This window comes from Mesorhizobium sp. M0772 (genome assembly GCF_040320135.1).
In the GTDB taxonomy this organism is placed as follows: Bacteria; Pseudomonadota; Alphaproteobacteria; order Rhizobiales; family Rhizobiaceae; genus Mesorhizobium.
In genome coordinates, this window is sequence record NZ_JAMYPB010000126.1 from 1 (window position 1) to 716 (window position 716).

The 716-nt window shown below is 61.3% G+C and carries 1 protein-coding gene; it reads left to right on the plus strand.

From position 1 onward, the window contains the following. Window positions 1–87: 87 nt before the first annotated feature. Window positions 88–716: chaperonin GroEL (gene groEL, locus NKI06_RS30995; protein WP_352887388.1), on the plus strand; the 629-nt coding region annotated here is incomplete at its 3' end.

Consider the following 716-nt stretch of genomic DNA (forward strand, 5'->3'; position numbering starts at 1 on the left):
GACATTATGGGCATCATCGGCTGATTATCGGCCTCACCGTCAACTAATTTCGGGCTTGATCGCAAGCCCCCTGCCAGGAGCTAAAAAATGGCTGCTAAAGACGTAAAATTCTCCCGCGACGCCCGCGAGCGCATGCTGCGCGGCGTCAACATCCTCGCCGACGCGGTGAAGGTCACGCTCGGCCCCAAGGGCCGCAACGTCGTCATCGACAAGTCGTTCGGCGCACCGCGCATAACCAAGGACGGCGTCACCGTCGCCAAGGAAATCGAGCTTGAAGACAAGTTCGAAAACATGGGCGCGCAGATGGTCCGCGAAGTTGCTTCGAAGACCAACGACATCGCCGGCGACGGCACCACGACCGCGACCGTCCTGGCGCAGTCGATCGTCCAGGAAGGCCACAAGGCGGTTGCCGCCGGCATGAACCCGATGGACCTGAAGCGCGGCATCGACCTGGCCGTGACCGAAGTCGTCGCGGCTCTCGGCAAGGCTGCCAAGAAGATCAAGACCTCCGAGGAAGTTGCCCAGGTCGGCACGATCTCGGCCAATGGCGACGAGTCGGTAGGCGCCATGATCGCCGAAGCGATGCAGAAGGTCGGCAATGAAGGCGTCATTACGGTTGAGGAAGCCAAGACCGCCGAGACCGAGCTGGAAGTCGTCGAAGGCATGCAGTTCGACCGCGGCTATCTCTCGCCCTACTTCGTCACCAACGCCGACAA